Source organism: Kaistella chaponensis (assembly GCF_900156725.1).
Taxonomy (GTDB): domain Bacteria; phylum Bacteroidota; class Bacteroidia; order Flavobacteriales; family Weeksellaceae; genus Kaistella; species Kaistella chaponensis.
Genome location: NZ_FTOI01000001.1, coordinates 394,488 through 411,586 on the forward strand (window position 1 = coordinate 394,488; position 17,099 = coordinate 411,586).

15 protein-coding genes and 3 tRNA genes are annotated in these 17,099 nt (G+C 34.8%); 13 read left to right on the forward strand and 5 right to left on the reverse strand.

Translation table 11 applies throughout. The features are described 5' to 3' along the window. Window positions 1-4 precede the first annotated feature (4 nt). Genes BW932_RS01820 through recO form a run of 4 tightly spaced genes read left to right on the forward strand, consistent with a single transcriptional unit; the run spans window position 5 to window position 4,637 of the window. The gene (locus BW932_RS01820) at window positions 5-775 is read left to right on the forward strand and encodes a 5'-nucleotidase C-terminal domain-containing protein (RefSeq protein WP_084566413.1); all 771 of its coding nucleotides are present in this window, start codon (window positions 5-7) and stop codon (window positions 773-775) included. Continuing rightward, complete coding sequence (locus BW932_RS01825; protein WP_076384772.1) at window positions 768-1,718, forward strand: bifunctional metallophosphatase/5'-nucleotidase; 951 nt, start codon at window positions 768-770, stop codon at window positions 1,716-1,718. Before BW932_RS01820 ends, BW932_RS01825 begins: the two co-directional genes overlap by 8 nt. 1 nt (window position 1,719) lies before the next feature. Beyond that, window positions 1,720-3,951 (forward strand): type IX secretion system anionic LPS delivery protein PorZ, encoded by a 2,232-nt coding sequence (gene porZ / locus BW932_RS01830; RefSeq protein WP_076384774.1) that lies wholly within the window; start codon window positions 1,720-1,722, stop codon window positions 3,949-3,951. After that, window positions 3,951-4,637: a DNA repair protein RecO gene (gene recO / locus BW932_RS01835; protein WP_076384776.1), complete on the forward strand. Its 687-nt coding sequence runs from the start codon at window positions 3,951-3,953 to the stop codon at window positions 4,635-4,637. The genes porZ and recO overlap by 1 nt, the downstream gene beginning before the upstream one ends. Window positions 4,638-4,719: 82 nt before the next feature. On the opposite strand, the gene BW932_RS01840 is transcribed toward recO, so the two are convergent. Further along, on the reverse strand, window positions 4,720-5,433 hold the full coding sequence (locus tag BW932_RS01840) for a hypothetical protein (RefSeq protein WP_076384778.1): 714 nt from the start codon (window positions 5,431-5,433) through the stop codon (window positions 4,720-4,722). 59 nt (window positions 5,434-5,492) lie between these two features. On the opposite strand from BW932_RS01840, the gene BW932_RS01845 reads away from it, so the two are divergent. Next, window positions 5,493-5,918 carry an RNA-binding S4 domain-containing protein gene (locus BW932_RS01845; protein ID WP_076384780.1) on the forward strand — a complete coding sequence of 142 codons (426 nt, stop codon included), beginning with the start codon at window positions 5,493-5,495 and terminating at the stop codon, window positions 5,916-5,918. A gap of 7 nt (window positions 5,919-5,925) precedes the next feature. On the opposite strand, the gene BW932_RS01850 is transcribed toward BW932_RS01845, so the two are convergent. Beyond that, window positions 5,926-6,435 carry a shikimate kinase gene (locus tag BW932_RS01850; protein WP_076384782.1) on the reverse strand — a complete coding sequence of 170 codons (510 nt, stop codon included), beginning with the start codon at window positions 6,433-6,435 and terminating at the stop codon, window positions 5,926-5,928. 107 nt (window positions 6,436-6,542) lie between these two features. Here BW932_RS01850 and BW932_RS01855 point away from each other — a divergent pair. The 3 genes from BW932_RS01855 to BW932_RS01865 all read left to right on the forward strand — a co-directional run bounded on the left by BW932_RS01855 (window position 6,543) and on the right by BW932_RS01865 (window position 6,907). Continuing rightward, window positions 6,543-6,615, forward strand: a tRNA-Lys gene (locus BW932_RS01855). Window positions 6,616-6,653: 38 nt separating this feature from the next. Next, a tRNA-Leu gene (locus tag BW932_RS01860) sits at window positions 6,654-6,736 on the forward strand. 98 nt (window positions 6,737-6,834) lie between these two features. Further along, a tRNA-Lys gene (locus BW932_RS01865) sits at window positions 6,835-6,907 on the forward strand. Window positions 6,908-7,009: 102 nt separating this feature from the next. Here the strand turns inward: BW932_RS01865 and BW932_RS01870 are convergent. The 3 genes from BW932_RS01870 to panC form a co-directional block, all read right to left on the reverse strand. Then, window positions 7,010-7,885, reverse strand: coding sequence for a hypothetical protein (locus BW932_RS01870; RefSeq protein ID WP_076384784.1), 876 nt, complete (start codon window positions 7,883-7,885; stop codon window positions 7,010-7,012). Window positions 7,886-7,897: 12 nt separating this feature from the next. Then, window positions 7,898-9,352 carry an MBOAT family O-acyltransferase gene (locus BW932_RS01875; protein WP_076384786.1) on the reverse strand — a complete coding sequence of 485 codons (1,455 nt, stop codon included), beginning with the start codon at window positions 9,350-9,352 and terminating at the stop codon, window positions 7,898-7,900. A gap of 138 nt (window positions 9,353-9,490) precedes the next feature. After that, a complete protein-coding gene (panC, locus tag BW932_RS01880) occupies window positions 9,491-10,339 on the reverse strand; it encodes a pantoate--beta-alanine ligase (RefSeq protein WP_076384788.1) in 849 nt (282 codons plus the stop codon). Between the two features lie 192 nt (window positions 10,340-10,531). Here panC and BW932_RS01885 point away from each other — a divergent pair, with 192 nt between their 5' ends. From BW932_RS01885 to porL, 5 genes are all read left to right on the forward strand, one after another. Beyond that, window positions 10,532-11,302, forward strand: coding sequence for a glycogen/starch synthase (locus BW932_RS01885; RefSeq protein WP_076384790.1), 771 nt, complete (start codon window positions 10,532-10,534; stop codon window positions 11,300-11,302). A 14-nt stretch (window positions 11,303-11,316) separates the two neighbouring features. Beyond that, window positions 11,317-12,912: a DUF4270 family protein gene (locus tag BW932_RS01890; RefSeq protein ID WP_076384792.1), complete on the forward strand. Its 1,596-nt coding sequence runs from the start codon at window positions 11,317-11,319 to the stop codon at window positions 12,910-12,912. A 25-nt stretch (window positions 12,913-12,937) separates the two neighbouring features. Next, the gene (gene glmS, locus BW932_RS01895) at window positions 12,938-14,788 is read left to right on the forward strand and encodes a glutamine--fructose-6-phosphate transaminase (isomerizing) (RefSeq protein WP_076384793.1); all 1,851 of its coding nucleotides are present in this window, start codon (window positions 12,938-12,940) and stop codon (window positions 14,786-14,788) included. A gap of 111 nt (window positions 14,789-14,899) precedes the next feature. Then, window positions 14,900-16,315, forward strand: a complete 1,416-nt coding sequence (gene porK / locus BW932_RS01900) for a T9SS ring complex lipoprotein PorK/GldK (protein ID WP_076384795.1) — start codon at window positions 14,900-14,902, stop codon at window positions 16,313-16,315. A 47-nt stretch (window positions 16,316-16,362) separates the two neighbouring features. Further along, on the forward strand, window positions 16,363-17,049 hold the full coding sequence (gene porL, locus BW932_RS01905; RefSeq protein ID WP_076384797.1) for a type IX secretion system motor protein PorL/GldL: 687 nt from the start codon (window positions 16,363-16,365) through the stop codon (window positions 17,047-17,049). Window positions 17,050-17,099: the final 50 nt, after the last annotated feature.

Here is a 17,099-nt window from a genome sequence, read left to right on the forward strand (position 1 = left end):
CTCTATGAAAATTAAATTTCTGTTTCTCGGTTTCTCGGCTTTAGCTTTTACGGCTTGTAAAACACCGCTAAATGTTGCTGAAGTACATCCCGAAAAAAACATTTCTATATCGAAAGATTTACCGGATGCTCCGGATTTCAAGTCCATCATAGAACCTTATAAGCAAGAACTAGAAGGGAAAATGAACAAGAAAATTTCTTATACATCTGTTGATTTAAACAAAACTGGCGATAACAGTAATTTAGGAAATCTTCTGGCTGATTACACGTTCGAGGGTGCAGATGAATGGGCAAAAAGAAATGGAATTCCTGGTGGCGTAGATTGCGCGGTGATAAATATTGGCGGAATTCGAACCACTATTGGTAAAGGGGATATTTTTACCAAAAGCATCTACGAAGTAATGCCTTTCGAAAATGAAGTTCTTATTGTGAAGCTGAAAGGTTCCGATTTAAAGGGACTTTTTGACTATTATTTAACAACTCAAAAAAACAATCCGGTTTCCCATTTATACATCGAAACCGAAAACGGAATGACCGTGAAAGAACTGGTCAACGGTAAAGAAGTGGAAACGAACAGGGATTATTACATTGCAACTTCTGATTATTTGGCTTTAGGCGGCGATAATATGGCTTTTTTCGCGACAGGAAAAATGATTTCGACGGGAATTAAATTGCGGGATTTGTTTTTAGAAAAATTTCAAGCTCATCCGCAGATTGTGGCTCCATCCGATATCCGTTTAAATTTTAAAAATAAAAAAAATAAAACCAATGAATAGAAAACAGTTTCTAAAAACAATTGGTGGTGGAACTTTAGCAATGACTTTAGCTCCCAATTTACTGTTGGCTGAAAATCTTAACATTTTTGATGTAAAGGCAGAATATAAATTGACAATTCTTCATACCAATGATCAACACAGTAGAATTGAGCCTTTTGAAGCAAGCTATACCAGAAATCCAAATCAAGGTGGATTTGCAAGAAGAGCAGCTTTAATCGAAAAAATCCGGAAAGAAAACAGCAATATTCTTTTATTGGATTCAGGCGATACTTTTCAGGGAACGCCTTACTTTAATTTTTTCGGTGGTGAACTTGAATTTAAATTAATGTCGATGATGGGTTATGATGCTTCTACAATGGGGAATCATGATTTTGACAATGGTTTAGAAGGTTTCAAAAAAGTGCAGGCGAATGCAAAATTTCCGTTTATCTGTTCCAATTACGATTTTAAAAATACAATTTTGGATGGACAAACGATTCCGTATAAAATTTTTAATAAAAACGGAATTAAAGTCGGGATATTTGGAGTAGGAATAGAATTGGCAGGTTTAGTAGGAAAAAAACAATACGGCGAAACGGTTTATGAAAATCCGATAGAAGTTGCACAACATTATTCTGAATTTTTGAGGAATGAGAAGAAATGTGATTTGGTCATTTGCCTTTCTCATATTGGATATGATTACCGAGATAACCCCAATAAAATTTCGGATAAAATTTTGGCGGCAAAAACTGATGGAATCGACCTGATTTTGGGAGGTCACACTCATACTTTTTTACCAGAACCACAAACTTTTACTAACCGAAAAGGCAAAAATGTATTGGTCAATCAAGTAGGTTGGGCTGGATTGCTTTTGGGCAAACTCGACTTTTATTTTGATAAAAACAAAAATGTGAAAAATATTTCATGGCACAATCAAGTTATAGATGATACAATTCTAGTTTAAAATGATGAAAAAACTAATACCCCTTTTGTTTCTTTTGTTTTCTGCAGGCATTTTCGCGCAGGTGATTTCCTCCAGTAAATGGACTGATTTGTTTTCTTATAACAACGTTTTGGCGGTTCGGGAAGACAATGGTAAACTCATTGCAGCAACCGAAAACGGAGTGTTTTTTTACACACCAAGTTCGGGTGAAGTCACCAAACTTTCTAAAGCGAATGGACTGCACGAAGTGAAAATTTCGGCCTTTGATTATGATGCAACAACAAAAATAGGTTTAGTTGGCTATAAAAGTGGCGCCATGGATGTTATAACTCCTGAAGGAATTACTTATGTGGTTGATATTCCAATTGCATCCGGCTACACTGGAAGTAAAAAAATCAACCATATTTCGATTAATGGAAATTTGGCAGTAGTTTCTGTTGGTTATGGAGTCTCTATTTTTAGATTGGATAAAAAAGAATTTGGTGATACGTCATTTTTCACTAATGCAGGACTTTTTGAATCGGCGAAAGAAGCAATGATTAAAGATAATTTTGTTTATGTGGTAACTGCAACTGGTCTGAAATCTCATCAAATGAATGTTACCTTTCCCATTTATTCCAGTTGGAATAGTGTTGCAGGAGGAAGTTTTAATCAAATTGCGGGAACGAGTATGGTCGTTTACGCTAATGCCAATACCGTAAAATATGGGGATGGTAACACGTTTTCTACCATTGCTCAAAGTTTCTCAAATATTCAAGATGTGACAGTCACAGATCAAAATATTGTGGTAACAGACACGAATTCAGTTTCGGTATTCACCAAAGCAGGTAATTTTGTGAAGTCTTATGCTGCGGATGAATTGCTTAACACGGGTTTTTATTCTGGGTCACAAATTTTTGCCGGAACAAAGATTTCAGGGATTAAGAATGATGCTGGTCAACTTTTAAAGCCAGATGGTCCTTACAATAATACTTCTTACAAAATTGATGTTGTAGGCCAACAAATCGTTGTTTCTTCTGGCGGTAGAGGCGGAAATTTAGAACCAGTTGTAAGTAATTTGGGATATTATCACTTCAATGGATCCCAATGGATGTATCCTGAAATATTTAGAAATCCAACAGTACCCTTCAACGTCCTGGATGCAGTAATAAACCCCTCAAAACCCTCAGAAATATTCTTTTCAAATTATGTTTTTCAAGAAGGAGCCAAAGGAATTTATCGCATGGAGAATAATCAATTTGTGAAAAATTATGCTACAGATTTGCAGTATTTTAACCGAATCACGGGATTGGTTTTTGATAAAAATAATCAGCTTTTCGCGTCTGTAGGTTATAATCCAAATTCCAAACTAGGTTTCTATTATTACAATCCCGGTGCAGATGATTTTTCATTGGTAAGTGTTGTAGATGCGGGATCTGTTCAAAAACCCTTTGTAAATTCAGGGATTCTCTATATTCCTTCACTAAATTTTAGTGGCGGTGGTTTGGTGGTTTATGATTACAATAATACTCCAGGTTCTACTGGTGATGATCGATTTAAAATACTAAGGAAACCAAATAATCTTCCTGCCGACGGAGTAGTTTCTGCCAATATTGATAAAAATGACGACATCTGGATCGGAACGCGCGTAGGCTTGAGAATAATTAGCAATCCATCTGCTATTCTTACAGAAGATAATCCGCAAGCTCAACCCATTATTATTGAAGAAAATGGTTTGGGTGAAGAACTCTTCCGCGATAGTAGTGTTTTGCATATCGAAGTAGATGCCGGAAACCAAAAGTGGATTTCAATCGATGGTGGTGGTGTTTTTTACTTAAATTCAAACGGAGAGCAAACCATTAAACATTTTACTAAAGAAAATTCACCATTGCCAAGCAATAGCGTAACCGATATCAAAGTAGATAATAAAAATGGTAAGGTCTATTTTGTAACCTTTGATGGAATCATGGTTTATCAAGGTGATGTACTTGATGTTACTTCCAATTTCGGCGATGTTTTGGTGTACCCAAATCCTGTGGTATATTCCAAATTTAAAGGCAATGTGAGCATTCGCGGTTTAGCAGAGAAAACAAATATCCGCATCACCGATGCAGCAGGAAATCTTGTTCATCAAGCAGTTTCCAAAGGAGGATACTATGAGTGGAATCTCAATAACCATCGTGGCGTTCGGGTTGCATCTGGAATTTATTTTGTTTTGATGACCAATGCAGACGGAACTGATACCGCAACCGCTAAAATCGCAGTAGTGAATTGATGCACAATCAAACTTGCTTTCTACTGTATTATAACAAATATGGAGATAATGATGCGTTTTTGCACTGCTTTTCTGCAGAAGAGGGTTATCGAAGCTTTTTTGTCAAAGGTATTTACTCTTCTAAAAATAAAAAAAAACCGTATCTCTTTCCCCTGAATTTATTAAATATTTCAGTTGTTAAAAAAGGAAGTAGCCAATCGGTTTCTACGATTTCCAAATTAGAATTGGCTGCGGAATTTTATGATTTTAATGATGTTAAGACCAATTCTATTTTATTTTTTACAGCAGAATTTTTGCATCAAATTTTAAGAAATGAAGATCAAAACCATCAATCTTTCAGTGCGATATATGATTTTCGGGAAGAGATCAAATCAAATAATTTTGATGCTCATATTGAATTGCTTTTTCGCTTTTTAAAAATTTCTGGGATTGCACCTCTTTACAATCAAAAAAAATACTTAGATCCCGAATCAGGCACCTTCCATGAAGAAATTTCAAATGCTGTTTTTAATGATGAGATATCTGATATTTGGAAAAGTTTTTTGGAGAATGAACACTTGAAAATCCACTTGAAAAAGACCCAAAGAAATGATGTTTTAGATTCGCTGATGGTCTATTATCATCTTCATTTTACGGGATTCTACATCCCGAATTCATTAGCAGTTCTAAGGCAGATTTTTGAGTAAAAAGTAGAAAAAGTTTCTGACGTAAACAAAAAAAAGTTCCTTTCAAAAGGAACTTTAATTTTTTGTAAGCTTGCAATTCAAATTATCTCGCAGTAGTTTTATATACTTGAAAATTAAAGACAAAACTTCTGTTACGGTAAGAAATATTAGAATAATTAAAATAAGGATCTCTCCCAAATGCCGCTCTGGAAGGAACAATAATTACTCCCTGAAGGTTGTAATTGCTTTCGTCAGTAAGGTCAAAAGATTTAAAAAGTTGTAGCGCTTCAACGAAACCCTCTATTTCGTAATAACTTCTTTGTTTCGCCTCTTGTGTTGTAGCATTCGCCAAAACTTCATCTTTTACGTGGAAATAGGCGGGATCTACTTCGGGAACTCCGCTTCCATTAACGGTGTTTCTAAATGGATATCCGGCAACAAAAGTAGATTTACCGTCGGTATTTGTTGCAACATAACTGTTGGTAATACTCATTAGTTTTATGATGTCGGTTGCGCCAATCGTTTTTCCTGGGTCAGGTTGCGCTCCTTGTCTTACGATATAAATTACTCCTGAAGGTAAAGTTACCGGAGCCGGTATAAGATCTGCTAATTTTTTGTTAATCGTATCTGTTGCCACATAATTTTTGATGTTCCCTTTGGCATCTAAATAATGGGTTTGCAAAAAGTCCAGTGCTGCCTGATCATCATAACTATTTTGGGTTTCTATACTTACTTCCGGCTCTACTACGGGTTGGTCTGTTCTGCACGAAGACAACGCAATAGAAGCAAGAGCAAGGAAGAAAAATGATTTTTTCATATTTAATAATATCTGTAAATTGCTAAAATTTTTTAATCCTGCAAAAGTATAAATAAAATATGAGAATAGATAAGTTTTTATGGTGTGTTCGATTTTATAAAACCAGAAGCATTGCTACCGACGAAATTAAGAAAAACCGTGTCTCAGTGGGAACAGCTACCGTAAAAAGTTCCAAAGAGGTCAAAGAAGGCGATCTTATAAAAATTAGAAAGAATCAAATTGATTACGTCATTAAAATTCTGGAGATTCCAAAAAGCAGAGTAGGCGCTAAATTAGTTCCTGTGTACATTCAAGACAAAACTGACAAGGAGCAGCATGAAATTCTGAAACAAAGAAAATTAGCGCAAGATTATTACCGCATCAAAGGTGAAGGTCGCCCCACGAAAAAAGACCGCCGAGAATTGGATGATTACATCGAAAGCGACTCTACTTCAGCTATGGAGAACGGAGAGTGGGATTTGTTTTTTAGCGATGTTGAGGAATAAGTTGATTTTAAAAAAGCGCTTTAATTTCCTTTACAATATATTGAACTTCTTTCCCATCGGTATCGATCGTATATTTCGCTTGGGAATAATACCCATTTCGTTCAAATAGATGTTTTGCAATAAATTCTGGCAAATCCTCATCGTTGATTTTTGCGATTAAGGGTCTTTTTTGTTTTTGTTTCAAAAGTCTTTCTGCAAGATTCTTTACTGATGTTCGAAGGAAAATACTTTCGGTATATTGATTGATCACTTCCATGTTATTGTAGTACGCAGGTGTACCGCCACCAACGCTTAAAATAATGTGGTCTTGTGTTGCTAAAATTTCCTCCAGAATTTCTCTTTCCTGTTTTCTAAAGTAGATTTCGCCTCTTTTTTCGAAGATTTCGACAATTGTCATCTTATTTTTCAAAGAAATTTGCTGATCCAAGTCAATTAATTTTAGGTTCAATTCTTGACTCAAAACTTTGGAAATGTGAGATTTGCCGCTTCCCATGTATCCGACGAGTGAAATTATCATATTTTTATTTTGCACAAAGTTCCAAAAAAATTTTGAGATTTTAAAAAAAGACTTATCTTTGCACCACTTTAAAACGACAATATAACTATTCAGTTTTAATGGTGACCGACTCGGTAGCTCAGCTGGTAGAGCAATACACTTTTAATGTATGGGTCCTGGGTTCGAATCCCAGCCGGGTCACAAGTAAAAAATTTCCGTAATTTTTACGGTTTTTTTTTGCCTGCGTGGTGAAATTGGTAGACACGCCATCTTGAGGGGGTGGTTTCCTAAGGATGTGCTGGTTCGAGTCCAGTCGCAGGCACAGCAACAAAAATTAACTATGAATATTGAAGGGATTAATAATTCTGATTATTTCATTAAAAAACCTTTTAATTATCAATTCTAAATTTTTAATTAAAAGACTCGGTAGCTCAGCTGGTAGAGCAATACACTTTTAATGTATGGGTCCTGGGTTCGAATCCCAGCCGGGTCACTAAATTACTTCTTCGGAAGTATTTTTTTTTTTTTTTTCATATTGATATTTTGTGATTTGGTGTACAAAAGTTTTCCCAGTTAAGGAAAGCTTTTGGCTTTTTTAAGGGTTTTTGATTTTGTTGAAAATGCTTTCTACGAGTTCTTTGCCCCCTTTAAAATTTAAATGATCTTGGTCACCAAAATATTCTTCATGGTTTACATAAATCGTTTCAACATCGATCACTTTTAAACCCTTAGAAATAAATATTTGATCGGCGCCATAGTTTTTATCGCCCAATATTGTGGAATAAGAGCTCGATAGTGGAAATTTTAAACCAATCAGTTCTATATTATTGGCTTTACATACGGCGATAATATTCAATAATATTCTTTCAAGGTTTTTGCTCCTGCTCGGTGTCGGAAACTGCCCTGAAATCCTTTCCTCCGCTCTTTTTAGCTGTTCTTTTTTTGGTAATTTACTCCACATTACGTTTTCTTGTGCATTTTTTTTAGGGGAGAAAACCGCTGCAATCTTACTTTCCAGATATATTCTTAGTAGTGGGTTCACCTTTATCTGAAAAATTGGAAAATAATATTTTAAATATTTTTCTTTCAAATAATTGGTATCAATAGTAGAGGTATAAATCACGCTTTTATCTGCATTGTTAAATTGATCTCGATACGGACTTAAGGTATGGTTGTCTACAGTGAGGTAAATCGTTTTTATTTTATACTTATTTTCTATTAAATAATTAATTTTCCTGCTACTATCTAAATAGGAGTCGCTGCTGGCAGAAAAATTGAAGATTTTAAACTTTTCGGCGGATTTTTCTAATGGTATTCCATGCGAGTCTGCGATCAGAAAGGAATGGTAATTTTTGCTTGGGAAATCCTTATATCCTTTGTAATAGTTATCATTAGCAAAGACGAAAACGATACCATTAAAAAGAAGTACAATTATCAAAAAAACAAATAAATTGGTAACAAATTTCCTCATATCAATTATCTCTTAAAATTGGAAGTAGATGAATTCCACCGTTTTGCCAAAATTTCCATAAAAATACATGCAAAGCAGAATCAAGATATAACTTAACCAGCGGATGGGTTTAAAAATGATGTTTTTCATTCCTTCCAAAGCGTATTGGTTCTCTCTTCCTTGCCATTCTACCAATAAGAAAATAATAATCGATCCGAACAAGGTTTTCGCATTTTCCATATCATTAAATTTCGGAAACGTAAACAACGATGGGGAAAAGATTCCTGAAAGGTAATGTAAAGCATGTTCCATATTTTCTGCCCGAAAAAAGATCCAGGCGAAAACTGTTAAAGAAAAGGTCATTGCTATTTGTGCCATTTCTTTTAAGGTTGGGAAAATTTTCCCTTGGGCTACAATTTCTAAATGGTTGCGATTTGTTTTCAAAATGATTGATGGTAGTATGAATAATGCGTTCAAGCTTCCCCAAACAATAAATGTCCAGTTCGCTCCATGCCAAAATCCACTCACAATAAAAATGATAAAAGTATTTCGAATTCGCATCCAATTTCCGCCTTTGCTTCCACCGAGTGGAATATACAAATAATCTTTGAACCAAGAAGAAAGGGAAATATGCCAACGACGCCAAAACTCCGCAATGTCTCGGGAAAAATAGGGAAAAGCAAAATTCCGCAATAATTCTATCCCAAATAGCCTTGCTGTTCCTAATGCAATATCAGAATACCCTGAAAAATCACCATAAATCTGAAAAGTGAAAAATAGTGCACCCAAAACTAAGGTGCTTCCATTCATGTCTGCAGAATTATTGAAAATCTGATTAGCGTACTCGGCACAATTATCTGCGATAACAATTTTTTTAAACAAGCCCCAAAGTATTTGTCGCAAACCATCTGCGGCTTTTGAATATTGAAAATCTCTCGGTTTTTTTATTTGAGGTAATAAATGGGTTGCTCTTTCAATAGGACCTGCAACTAACAATGGAAAAAAACTGACAAAGACTGCATAATCTACAAAGTTTTTTTCTGCGTTTATGCGGTTTTTATAAATGTCTATGACATAAGAAAGTCCATGAAAAGTATAAAACGAAATTCCTACGGGTAAAATAACGTTTAACAAGAGTGGACTTGTTTTCCAGCCAAGATATGAAACACTTTCTGCGAAAGATTCTGCAAAGAAGTTGTAGTATTTAAATACTCCTAGAAATCCCAAATTGATAATGATACTTAACCAAAACCATCTTTTTTTATGGGTGTTGCTGCTAGAATTCTGTATTTTTAAACCTGCGAAATAATCGAGTAGGGTAGAAAACAATAGTAAGAACATAAAACGCCAATCCCAACATGCATAAAAAAAGTAGCTTGAAATAAGCAGCAGTACATTTTGCAGTTTAAGGTTTCTGTTCGCTAAAAACCAGTAAATAAAAAATACGATGGATAAAAAAATAGCAAAATTAATGGAGTTAAAAAGCATTTGATATTCTAATATTTCAAAGTAAATTTAATTGAAGGTTTTCCTGATCGTTTGAATTCAGAAATAATAAATGGATGAAGAATAATTTTGAGTTAAAAAGTGTTTTTATTCGGGTGAAATAAATTTGTATTTTTAAATTTAGTCCAAATGTACGTTATCAATCAGCCGAACATCATTGACAAAAACTACGATGAACGCGCGATATTGATGACCCGCATAAAAAAAATCGGTTTCTTTCAAAGTTTGTTCATCGGCGATTTCAAAATATTCTAAAACCATTCCCCTTTGATCTTCAAAAATTTCTTTTACCCGTTGATTGATTTCGGAGATGGTGATGATTCTGAACCATTCATTTACTTTTAGCAAAGTTTCGTGGATCACTTTAGAAGCCTCGCGCTGTTCAGAGCTCAGTCTTTCATTGCGGGAACTCATAGCCAATCCATTAGCTTCTCTATAAATTGCAACTCCATGAATTTTTACAGGCAGCTTTAGTTTTTCTACTAATTTTTTGATAATTGCAAGTTGTTGAAAATCTTTTTCTCCGAAATATGCATGATCCGGTTGTGCCTGTCTCAGCAACTCTTCCACCACAGTTCCTACGCCATTGAAATGTCCCGGACGGAATTTTCCTTCCATTTCATTTTCTAAACCATCAAAATCATAAGATTTGCTTTGCAATCCATTTGGATATAAATCAGAAACTTCGGGAAGGTAAACCGCGTCAACAAAGTTTGAATTTTCTAAAATTTTCAAATCTTTTTCAACATTTCGGGGATACTTTTCTAAATCTGCAGCATTATTAAATTGGGTAGGATTTACAAAAATAGAGGAAATGACCAAGTCGTTTTCTTTGCTTGCCGCTTCGTACAAGGAAATATGACCTTGATGAAGCGCGCCCATCGTGGGAGCAAAGCCAATTTTTTTTCCCATTTCACGCTGCCTTTCAATATAATCGTGAAAGGTCTTCTTCGATTTAAAAATTTTCATGGTGTTTTATTATCTATGTAAAAATAAGAATTTCTGCTAAAAAAGCGTATAAATGGAATTTTAATTTGCAGAAAAATTAGACTATTGAAATTATAATTATTAAAATTTGTTAATTAAAAAATATTCGTTTTAAATTTCGTAATTTTGCGCTGTAGAATATTCTGCTTAATCATACGAAGAACGATAGAATTTATGCCGAACCAAAAGATATTATACGTCACCACAGAACTATATCCTTATCAGGAAGACAGTAACATAGCGACAACGGTGAGTAAAATGGCACTCAAAATGCATCAAGGAGGGAATGATGTGAGGGTTTTTATGCCGCGATTTGGGCAAATAAGTGAACGCAAGTTTCAGCTTCATGAAGTAATTCGCCTTTCGGGGATGAATATTATTATTAATGATCTCGATCAGCCCTTGATTATCAAAGTGGCTTCACTTCCAGGAGAAAGACTTCAGGTTTATTTCATCGATAATGATGAGTATTTCAAAAGAAAACAATTCTACATTGATGATGATGGAAAACCATTTGAGGATAATGATGAGCGGGCTATATTCTTCGCAAGAGGAGTTATAGAAACCATCAAAAAACTCAATTGGGTTCCTGATGTAATTCATATCAATGGTTGGATGGCCTCTTTTATTCCCATTTATTTAAAGACTTTTTACAAAAATGATTCTTATTTTAAAGATTCAAAAATTGTACTTTCGGTCTATAATGAGGAAGATTTAGTGCTTTCTTCAGCGATAGGAGAAAAAATGAAATTCGACAATATTACTTCACTTCCAGCCTTTGAAAAACCGAGTTTTCAACAATTCGTGATCGATAGTATGGATTTGGTAGATATCGTTTTAAAAGGTGATGAGTTCTTGCAAGATCAACTCAAAAATGCTTTTGACAAAACTGAAACTACAAAATCTGAATACATCGATGCTAGTTCCATCAATAACTTATACTAATCAATTTTTTTTTAATGATAAATAATATTCAAAAATTATTCAAAATTACCACAACATTGGTAATTGGGAGTTTAATTTTGTGGAATTGTGAGCCTGAGTCAGATCAACTTGGTTCACAATTTTTTCAGAACGGTGCACAAGGAACAGAAACTTCATATCCTGTTATTGCATACAATAATTACAATGGAATAGCCGGACAATTAAATGGAGATACGATTCGAACTGATGCAGTTCGTCTAAATAGTGCTGCGCTTGGAGCATTCAGCGAATCACAGTTTGGGTTGCAGAAAGCAGCTTATGTTACGCAAGTTCGTTTAAGTTCCTATGCACCAGATTTTGGTGTAAATCCTATTATAGATTCTGCAGTGATGGTCATAAAACCATTGTACGCAACAGATTCTGTAACTACAACAACTGATGAGAGCTATGTTTACCCAATCGGCGCAGTTCCTGCAAAAAAAGTGGTAAAAACTTATCCTGTAAGCAAATATGGGAAAGCTAAACTTGGAGGTTCAAAAACAACTTTCAATATTAAGGTTCGGGAAGTCACTGATTTTCTCGGTACCAATACGGATCAAATTAAATCCAATAAAATCGTAGGTACAGGAAATGTAATAGGCTCTAAGGTTTTCAAAGGAGATATTAATTCGATTTCAATTACCAAAAAAGCAGATAACTCTGTACTTCTAGAACGTGAAGCATCAATAAGAATTCCACTAGATTCTACCTTTTTTCAAAATAAAATTATCACAAAAGGTACCGCTCCAGAACTTACTGATGCAGCATCATTCATTAGATATTTTAAAGGTTTGAGAATCTCTGTAGATGAAAATGATGGTTATTTTTTCAATTTCAATCCCAATTCTGTAGTAATCAATCTTTATTATAAGAAAAATAAAGTTGACGGAACTACAACAACTCGTGAACAAGCGGTCTTTGCAATGGATTTAGGTTCAGCGAACACGCATTTTAGCCAGATTTCTTTTGACAGAACGGGTACTCCTTCTGCTTCTGTAATTTCTGCAAATCAATTGACCGGGGATTCAAGACTGTATGCACAGGGAATGGGAGGACCGGGAATAGGTCTTCGAGTTCCTCTTGCAACCGTAGATGCAATAAAAGCAATGTACAAAAACGATAAGATCGGAATTATCTCAGCGAAAATCAGAATTTACACCGATGCAGTTAACTGGAACAATAGTTATAAAAAACCAGAGACTTTTGTTGTAAGACAGCGTGACTTAAGTCTTAATGGGGAAGATCAGTATCTGAAAGATTTTCTCATCGACATGAGTGCTTTGGCATATTCTGGAAACTATAATTTGGTGAAAGCGTATGATTTAGATAAGAACCCTACCTATTATGATATAGGAATTACACAAACCTTCAAGAATATCATAGAAACTGAAGCTAAAAATAATGACTTGGTACTTAATGTGGGAACTTATACTACAGATGCAAATGGTAATTTTTTGGGTATTCAGTATAAATCATTAGGTCAACAAAATTTTAATTCGAGATCTTTTTCACCGAATAGAGCGGTGTTTATAGGAACAGAAGCCAATAACGTTCAGAGTCCTAAGTTGATTTTGACTTACGGTAAAAAATAATAGTTAATAATAAAGAATAAAATATATGTGTGGTATTGTAGGATATACAGGATTTCAGGATGCATATGAAGTAGTTATAAACGGACTTCGAAGATTAGAGTACAGAGGTTACGACAGTGCAGGTATTGTTTTGGAACAAGGATCGACTTTTGACGTTGCGAAAACCAAGGGTAAAGTCGAAGACTTAGTAGGAATATCAAAAAATCTTGTAGGCAAGTCGCATGTTGGCATGGGTCATACAAGATGGGCTACTCATGGGGTTCCTAGCGATAGAAACTCTCACCCTCATCTTTCAAATAATGGTAAGATTGCTATCGTACATAATGGAATTATCGAAAATTACGATACCATAAAAATTATGCTTACCGAAAAAGGTTTTGTTTTTCATTCAGAAACAGACACCGAAGTTTTGGTCAATCTTATTCAGTATCTTATGGATATCAATGCTGATATTGATTTTCCTACCGCAGTGAGATATGCTTTGAATGAAGTATATGGAGCTTATGCAATTACCGTGATGCATAGTGATTTTCCTGGAGTTTTAGTTGTTGCGAGATTAGGTTCTCCTTTGGCAATTGGTTTAGGAAACAAAGAATATTTTATCGCTTCAGATGCATCTCCGTTTGTAGAATTTACGAAAGAAGCTGTTTATTTGGAAGAAGGTCACATGGCGACCATTTCTTTAGAAAATGGTGTTGATATTCGGAATATTAAAGACAATGTAAAGATTATTCCAGAAGTTCAACAGCTAAAATTGAGTTTGGAACAAATAGAAAAAGGAGGGTACGAACATTTCATGTTGAAAGAAATTTTCGAGCAACCAAAATCTATTCATGATACTTTGAGAGGAAGATTACTTGTAGAAGAAGGCATCATCAAAATGGCCGGAATATGGGATCACCTCGAAAGATTAAATCAAGCGCAGAAAATTACGATTATCGCTTGTGGAACTTCGTGGCACGCTGGTTTAATTGGCGAATATTTAATCGAAGAATTTGCAAGAATTCCTGTTGAGGTTGAATATGCTTCAGAATTCAGATACAGAAACCCGATTATTACCGATAAAGATATTGTGATTGCAATATCCCAGTCCGGAGAAACTGCCGATACCATGGCTGCAATAAAAATGGCCAAAGAAAAAGGCGCATTTGTTTATGGTATTTGTAATGTGGTAGATTCATCAATTTCTCGTGTAACCGACGCTGGTTCTTATACCCATGCAGGTCCAGAAATCGGTGTAGCTTCTACCAAAGCATTTACTTCCCAGCTGACTGTTCTTTCATTAATTGCATTGAAATTAGGAAAGCATAACGGTCACTTGAGCAATCAGGAATTCATGAAATTGATTACTGAGCTTGATGCACTTCCGAAAAAAGTAGAAGAGGTCTTAGAAAGTACTCACGAAAATGTAAAAGAAATTGCAAAACATTTTATTGGAGCTCAAAATTTCCTTTATTTAGGAAGAGGTTATAATTTCCCAGCAGCGTTAGAAGGAGCTCTTAAATTAAAAGAGATCTCTTACATTCACGCAGAAGGATATCCTGCCGCAGAAATGAAGCATGGTCCAATCGCTTTGATCGATGAAAATATGCCAATTGTAATCATCGCACCAAAACAAGGTCACTATGATAAAATCGTGAGCAATGTGCAGGAAATTAAAGCCCGTAAAGGAAGAGTTGTGGCGTTGGTAAACAAAGGAGATACGCAAGTTGCTTCGGTAGCTGATTTTGTGATTGAATTCCCAGAAACTTCCGAATGTTTTTCTCCAATTATTGCTTCAATACCATTGCAGCTATTAGCTTATTACATTGCGGTTTACAGAGGTGCAAATGTCGATCAACCGAGAAATCTTGCAAAATCTGTTACTGTAGAATAAAAATAATGTTAATATTTATAAAATAATTCAAACATTTTTTCGTTTTGGAAAAAAAATCATAATTGTTTTTCCAAAAAATTATATATTTACCGCTTAATTTCAAAAAATAGAATGAAAAGAATATTTCTTATATTACTATCCGCATCCCTTATCATCTCCTGCTCCAAAGGCGGTAAATCTAGCGCTGGAAAGCCAGGTGTTAAAGGAGAATTAGTGTCAAGAAGCAAATCAAAATCTTTTGTATCAGAACGTCCTTATGGTATGGTTGCAATTCCCGCTGGATCTTATGTTATGGGACTTGCTGATCAGGATTTCACAAACACTCCCGAAAAAGCCAGTCTGAAAACAGTAACTGTTTCTTCCTTCTTTATGGATGAATCAGAAATTACCAATGGAGAATATCGCGTTTTTATCAATTATGTGCGTGATTCTATTGTGCGTTCCTTATTAGCAGAAGCTGCTGGTGATGGTGGCTCAGCTGGAGATGGTGGTTCTATTGGTGATTTCGCATATTTATCTAAAAAAGCAGGTGATACCAAAACTCCTTATCAGGAATTTATGGAATCTCAAGGTGGTAGAGATGGATATAATGAATCAAAAAAATTAGACTGGGGCGTACCATTGCGTTGGAAAACATCTGACTATCCGGATGCTCAATATGCCGAAGTTTTAGAATCAATTTATATTCCACCTGCAGAAAGAATTAATAATGAAAGAATTATTGATGCTAGAAAATTAAAATATGCTTACAATTGGGAAGATATAGAATCAGCCCTTAAAGATAAATCGAGAGGTGCCAAATATTTGAAAAAAGAAAGTATCGCTGTTTATCCTGATACTACTGTTTGGATTAAAGATTTCAATTACGCTTATAACGAGCCCCTTTACGATGGTTACTTTTGGCACAGCGCCTATAAAAGCTACCCAGTTGTTGGTGTAACTTGGGATCAAGCAAGAGCCTATTGTAATTTTAAATCTAAATTAAAGTCTGACTATAACGAATCTCTGAAAAAGAAAAAACAAAAAGCAATGGCGTTCAGACTTCCAACAGAAGCAGAATGGGAATATGCAGCACGTGGTGGAAAAGAAAATGCTACTTATCCATGGGGTGGACCATATTTGATGGATGATCGAGGTTGTTACTTAGCCAATTTCAAACCAAAAAGAGGAAATTATATCGAAGACGAAAAGAAAGGTACTTATACCTATACAGCACCAGTAAAAAAGTTTGGAAAAAATGGTTTTGGATTGTTTGATATGGCTGGAAATGTAGCGGAATGGACAGAATCTCCTTACAATAATTCAACCTACGAATTTGCTTCCACATTAAATCCATATCTATCAAACCAAGCATACAGAGAAGTGAAAAAAACCGTTAGAGGTGGTTCTTGGAAAGATGTAGGGTATTTATTGATGAATGGAGCTAGAGATTACGAAAGAAAGGACTCTGCCAGAAGTTATATCGGTTTCAGAACAGTACAAGATATTCCTGAAGGAACTGCCAAATTCAAAAAAAGAACAAATTAGAAAGCATTTAAAAACAAATAATTATTAACTAAAAAAATTCATAACACATGTTTAAAACTAAAGAAGGAGTTTACAACTTTATCTATTCAATTGGAGCTGCAATCGTAATTATCGGAGCCTTATTCAAATTAACCCACTTCAGTATCGGTCCACTTACCGGGAACGTAACTTTAGCAATCGGTTTGATTACAGAAGCCATTATCTTTGTAATTTTTGCATTTGATGCACCAAAATCAGAAGAATCTTACGCTTGGGAAAATGTTTACCCAGAATTATTAGATTCTCATGCAGCACCAAATCCAAAACATTCTACATTAGGATTTCAATCTGCAGAAGTTAAAGAATTAGAAACTTCTTTATCAGACAAATTAGATAAAATGTTAGCTGATGCTAAATTAGATGTTAGTCTTTTTGATAGATTGAGAACAGGAATTGATAAATTTTCTAGTTCAGTTGATCAAATCAACCAAACTGTTGATGTTACAGGATCTACCCAAAAATACAACGATCAGTTAACTTTAGCTGCAAGTCACTTAGAAAGTATGAACGCTTTGTATGCTTTGCAATTAGAGCATGGTAAAACACAAACTGAATACAGCAAAAAATATGTAGAAGATATGCAAAAATCTGCTGCACATTCAGAGAAATTTAACGAAGAATTAACAGGATTAACCTCTAACCTAAATAGTCTTAATAGAGTTTACGGCGGAATGCTTAGCGCCATGAAAGCATAGTTTACTAACCATTTATATTAAAAATTTAACTATTAACAAAATTTACTAAA